This window comes from Desulfomarina sp. (assembly GCF_054039375.1).
The window spans coordinates 1-5,163 of record NZ_JBPLBA010000183.1 but is presented as its reverse complement, the minus strand read 5'-3'; the positions used below and the strand labels follow the sequence as shown (position 1 = coordinate 5,163).

General features: G+C 49.4%; 4 protein-coding genes. 2 read left to right on the top strand and 2 right to left on the bottom strand.

Annotated elements, in window-relative coordinates; genetic code table 11:
- The first annotated feature begins 494 nt into the window (after positions 1-494).
- Both ACXLDX_RS10735 and ACXLDX_RS10730 read left to right on the top strand, forming a co-directional pair.
- Positions 495-1,175, top strand: a complete 681-nt coding sequence (locus ACXLDX_RS10735; protein ID WP_457577181.1) for a response regulator transcription factor — start codon at positions 495-497, stop codon at positions 1,173-1,175.
- The gene (locus ACXLDX_RS10730) at positions 1,172-2,596 is read left to right on the top strand and encodes a sensor histidine kinase (protein ID WP_457577180.1); all 1,425 of its coding nucleotides are present in this window, start codon (positions 1,172-1,174) and stop codon (positions 2,594-2,596) included. The genes ACXLDX_RS10735 and ACXLDX_RS10730 overlap by 4 nt, the downstream gene beginning before the upstream one ends.
- A gap of 142 nt (positions 2,597-2,738) precedes the next feature.
- On the opposite strand, the gene ACXLDX_RS10725 is transcribed toward ACXLDX_RS10730, so the two are convergent.
- Together ACXLDX_RS10725 and ACXLDX_RS10720 are read right to left on the bottom strand one after the other, a co-directional pair.
- Entirely contained in the window at positions 2,739-3,884 is a 1,146-nt protein-coding gene (locus ACXLDX_RS10725; RefSeq protein WP_457577179.1) for a hypothetical protein, read from the bottom strand.
- The coding region (locus ACXLDX_RS10720) for a TIGR01777 family oxidoreductase (protein WP_457577178.1) at positions 3,881-5,163 on the bottom strand (1,283 nt) is incomplete at its 5' end. The genes ACXLDX_RS10725 and ACXLDX_RS10720, both read right to left, overlap by 4 nt.

Genomic DNA, 5,163 nt, shown 5'->3' with positions numbered 1-5,163 from the left:
GTTTTGTCTGTATTTGCAATATATAGATAGTGTCTGTGCAGAAATGAGGATTTTTGTTTGAGATCAAGGCGCACAGGAAATTATACCTCAGGCATATAATTGATATCGGAGTCTACGCTTACCTCCGGGGATAAAATTTTTCGGGCAACTCAGATATCGGGCAAAAAGACCAACTATGGACAAGCACTGGATGATAAGCTCCCATGAAAATTCCTTATCCCCCGGTCTCTTTATTCCAGGGAAATAAAAAGACCCATCTGTGACGAGTGTCCCGTCAACACTGCTCTGACGTATCTTGCTTGTCCTTTTTTGCACCATCCCGCCAGCGGCTTATGTTACATAGTTCTACTATGCGCTCAAAGCCGCAGACAGAATGGCACAAAAAATTACAGCGCAATATTACGTCATTTCATCGTTGACGTGACACTCGCCAGGGAGAATATGTTTCTTAATTGTGCTCTGACCTGAACCAGGGAACAGTCTGAGGAGATGGCATGCGGATACTGATTATTGATGACGAACCGGAACTTATTCAACAGATAAAGAAAACACTGCTCAAACAGCGTTATACGGTTGATGCGGCTTTTGATGGAGAGGAGGGGCTGGAGCGTATTTTCGTGGACTCCTATGACCTGATTCTTCTAGATATCATGCTGCCGAAAGTCGACGGTTATTCGGTTATAAACGAGATACGGGAGGAGAAGATCAACACGCCGGTATTGATGCTGACCGCAAAGGGAATGACGGAAGATAAAATTAAAGGACTTGACATGGGGGCGGATGATTATCTGACAAAACCGTTTTCCATGGGGGAGCTGCTTGCCAGGATCCGTGTGCTTCTCCGGCGGGGCAATGATCTGGCTTCCTCGATCCTGCAAAAAGACCAGCTCAGGATCAACACGGCAACCAGAGAGACTTTTCTTGACGGGCGGCCGGTGAATCTTACCCCGAAAGAGTTTTCAATTCTGGAGTTCCTGCTGTACAATATGAACCGGGCCGTATCCCGTTTCAATATTGCCGAACATATCTGGGGGGAGGAGTTTGACGCCTATACCATGTCCAATAATATTGATGTTCATATTAAAAACCTCCGCAGGAAAATCAATGACCCGGGTGGGCAGATTATTCAGACCGTGAGGGGGGTAGGATATATGATCAAGGATGATCACCTGTGAAAATCCGCAACAGAATAACTGTATGGATTACCGCTGCCGGCATGGTGGCGGGCCTGCTTTTTTCCATCGTTGTCACCTTTGAACTGATAGAACAGCCATATGAACTCCTCGATGCCGAACTGAAAAGTCAGGCCGAGACTCTTCTGGCCGGCTTGTCTCCCGTTGCCGGGAAACTTACCCGTTCTTCAGATGATCCCATGCTGGAGTCGATTGGCAAGCTTTACTGGTTCAAGGTCTACGACCGGCAGAAGAAACCTGTTTTTTCGTCTGCCATGACACGGTTTGTTGATCTTCCGTTGAAAAACAGAAGTAAAGGGTACAATTTTAACGCGGATATCCGTCCGGACGCGGCCAATCTTGACGAAGATGACGGAACCGATATGACATTCAGGGTCCGGGTCTTTAATCTTCCTTTTCGGGGATACAGCTATCTCGTTCAAATCGCCAGGCCAATGGAAAAACTGGAAGAGGAAGTGACCGATCTTGCCATTGCCATTCCAGCCGGTCTCGTCGTTTTTGCCCTTGCCCTGGTGGGGCTGGGGTATTTCGCCGCGGGAAAAATACTGCAACCGATTGCAGCAATCAACGCCCTTGCCAGGGAAATAACGGATAAAACACTCGATAAGAGAATACCGACAGGGAAAAACAGGGATGAAATTTATGACCTTGTCACATCTCTGAACCGGATGTTTGATCGACTGCAGTACTCCTTTGAGCGGCAGAAGGAATTTATAGCCAACGCCTCCCACGAACTGAAGACGCCGCTTGCCATGCAGCGTCTTTTCTTTGATGAGGCATGGATGCGGGATGATCTGCCAGGGGATTTTCAGCAGCAGGTCAGTGTTCAGGTTAAAAACTGCTATCGCATGGACCGACTGGTCAGGGATCTGCTCGATCTTTCCGCCCTGGAGCTGAAGGATTCATTTGAGCCGGAAGATGTTGACTTTTCGGATCTTGTTTCAGGGGTATTTTGTGATTTCAAGGAAATTATCGCTGCTGCGGAAATCAGCCTGGTCAGGGATATTCAGCCGGGGATTCATCTGCAGGGTGACAGGGAAAAATTAAGAAGAGTACTGATTAACATTGTTGACAATGCGGTGAAGTATACTGTGGGCGATGAGCCCGAGATCCGCTGTACCGTCTTTCGGGAAGAGGGAACAGTTCATATCGAACTGTTCAATACATGCGAGGGGATACCTTCAGAAGATATGGACCGCATTTTCAACCAGTTCTACAGGGTTGAAAAGTCCCGTGCAACCGACCTGGGCGGATCGGGCCTTGGTTTGACTATAGTTAAAAGAATTATAGATCTTCATGGTGGAAAGATAGTCGTAAAAAATGGCAACAGCGGCGGTGTCAATGTTTATATCAAGCTTCCGGCCGGCGAGAAAACCGGTAAAGGAGTGAATGATGCCGGATGAGCCTGTGTTGTTTCTCAGTCCAGGTTATGGGAAATCCTGGGAATCGTGCAGGGGATCTGTATATACTCAAATTAAAACTGATACCGTAATAGAGTGATCGGCTGTTTGTTTTCTTCACTTTTCCCGGAAAAACAACGATTGATTATTGTTCCGCTGAAGTTGTCAGCACCTTGTCTTCCATGGCCACGATTTTTTGATCGACCTGTCCTTCATTAAAAAGAAGAATGGCGAGCAGGAGGCCGTAACAGAGAACGGCTGCGATGGCGGCAAGGGGGAAAAAATAACCCAGGGGACAGAGAATCAGCACGGTGAGCCAGTGCAGGAAAAGAACTTTGCGGGAGTGGAGGCGAAGGGGGAAATCCCCATGCCTGCTGATAACGGTAAGTCCGCTGAGATTCCAGCCATAGAGGGCGGTAAAGGCATGCATTCTTAAAAGCGGCAGGGCCTGCTGATGGTCATAATTACTGCTGAAAGCCAGCAGGATATAGAGGATACCTGTAACCGAGGTGACCAGCAGAAAAAGAATACCGGAGGTGAGAAAGGCCTTCTGCTGCAGACGTCTGCCCTGGTACCAGTAGAGATAAAAAATCAGGGCCACGGTGAGAAAAAGGGTAGAAGCAATAAGAACCTGGGGGATAAACCAGTTGGCCAGGATAAAGAGAAAGAAGATAATGACCCCGAGGTTGATGATCCAGAAGGAAATTTCCTTGAGGGTACCAATGGGAGGAACATTATTGTTCTTCATCAGGCCGAAAATGACGGACATGGTGATCAGGGAAAGAGGAAATGAGAATCCCAGGAAAAATGTGTCCAGTTTCAGTTTATCCAGGGTGAGCCAGTGACCATACTCACTGTTGAGAATGGCCAGGCTGGAAATAACCAGACCGAGGGAAAGACAGAGAAGAGAAGCCTGGTGGAATTTGGTCGATGTTTTTTCCCGCCTTGAAAAAAGTCCCCGGGGGAGAACGCCGCCGAAATGGCGTATCCTGACCGATTCAAGGATAGAGGCGAGAACCAGCGGAATCACCAGGGTAAGGCCGTACCACTGCATAAAGGCACAGAAGGCGAAGAGGAGGGAAAAACAGAGAAAAAGCCTGCCCCGCCTACTCAGTTGAGATTCATCTTCCGTGAAGTAGACGAGCATGGTGCCGCCGCCGCAGAGATTGAAGAGGAAGATATGCAGCCGCTCAAAATTGAGGACTTTCGGGTCAATGATATGATGAAAAAATCCAAAGGCCAGGGCCGTAGTCATGATGACCCAGAAAAGTGATTTCAGTGATTTGCTCATGGTTCTACCTGTGTAAAGTTCCCTTTCCTGTCCTTGCCGAGGAGGTAACGCAGTGCCGGTTCAATGGTCGGCCAGTTAAAAACAAAACCGGTTTTTTCCAGCTTTTCCGTGGAAACACGACATCCGGAAAGTATGACTTCCCGGGCCATCTGTCCATACATGATTTCAAACAGGCGCCCCGGCATGGGAAAGAGCAGGGGGCGGCCGGTCACGGTTGAGAGAACAGACATCAGCTCCTTATTGGTGACCGCATGGGGGGCTGCCATATTCACCGGGCCTTCAAGGGCTGGAGTAACCAGGGTGTGGAGCATGGCCGCAAACAGGTCATCTTCGCAGATCCAGCTGATATATTGGTCGCCGGAACCGAAATGGCGCATAAATCCCAGAGGAGCGGTGGAGAGAATACGTTTCAGCGCGCCGTCTTTCGGGGACAGGGTTACGCCGATTCGCATAAGGACGGTGCGGATACCGGCCTGCCGGGCGGGCAGGGTGGATTCTTCCCACCGGTGACAGACCCGGGCAATGAAATCCTCTCCAGGACTGTGGTCCTCACTGACGGGGTCGTGACCACAATCACCATAATATCCAACAGCCGAGGCTGAAAGAAGAACGGATGGCGGATTTTGCAGTTTTGCGAGGGTCTGTGAGAGAAGCATGGTCCCTGCTGTTCTGCTTCTGAGAACTCTTGTTTTTCTCTTTTCATTCCAGCGACAGAGACCGATCGGTTCACCGGCCAGGTGGATGACCGCATCCAGTGGCGGCAGGTCAGCTGCCTGCAGATAATTTTTTTCCGGATCCCAGAAAATCTCATTTTTGTCAGGAGAGGGGCGCCTGCGGACGAGTCGCCAGACCCGGTGTCCACCCGTTGTCAGAAAAGGCAGTAAGCTTCTGCCGAGCATTCCGCCGGCACCTGTGACAAGGATATTGAGCTGTTTTCTGCTGTATTTACCGTGGAGCGCAATATCATTTGTGAGGATTTGTTGTCGATGTCGGAAGAGTCTGGTAAGTTTGTTCTCGATTTGGTGCCTGATGAAGGCGGGGATAAACCGATGGCCGACAAGCCCGTATTCGATTCTGTCTTCAAGAATTGTTTCATCACCGCTGTTATGGAAAATGTGGGTGTGTGACCAATGGGCAAAGGGACCCTTTTCCTGGATGTCCCGGAACATTTGCCCTGGATTCTCCTCCACATGCAGTGCTTCAAAGTTCAGGCTCAGGGGGCCTGTGTGTATTTTGACTCTCGCCCGGGTGCCCGGACTTATACCTTCAGCGCTGGAAA

Excerpts from the sequence above, each read along its gene's own strand:
- ACXLDX_RS10725 (WP_457577179.1), bottom strand. The coding sequence starts at position 3,884 with ATGAGCAAATCACTGAAATCACTTTTCTGGGTCATCATGACTACGGCC.
- ACXLDX_RS10735 (WP_457577181.1), top strand. The coding sequence starts at position 495 with ATGCGGATACTGATTATTGATGACGAACCGGAACTTATTCAACAGATA.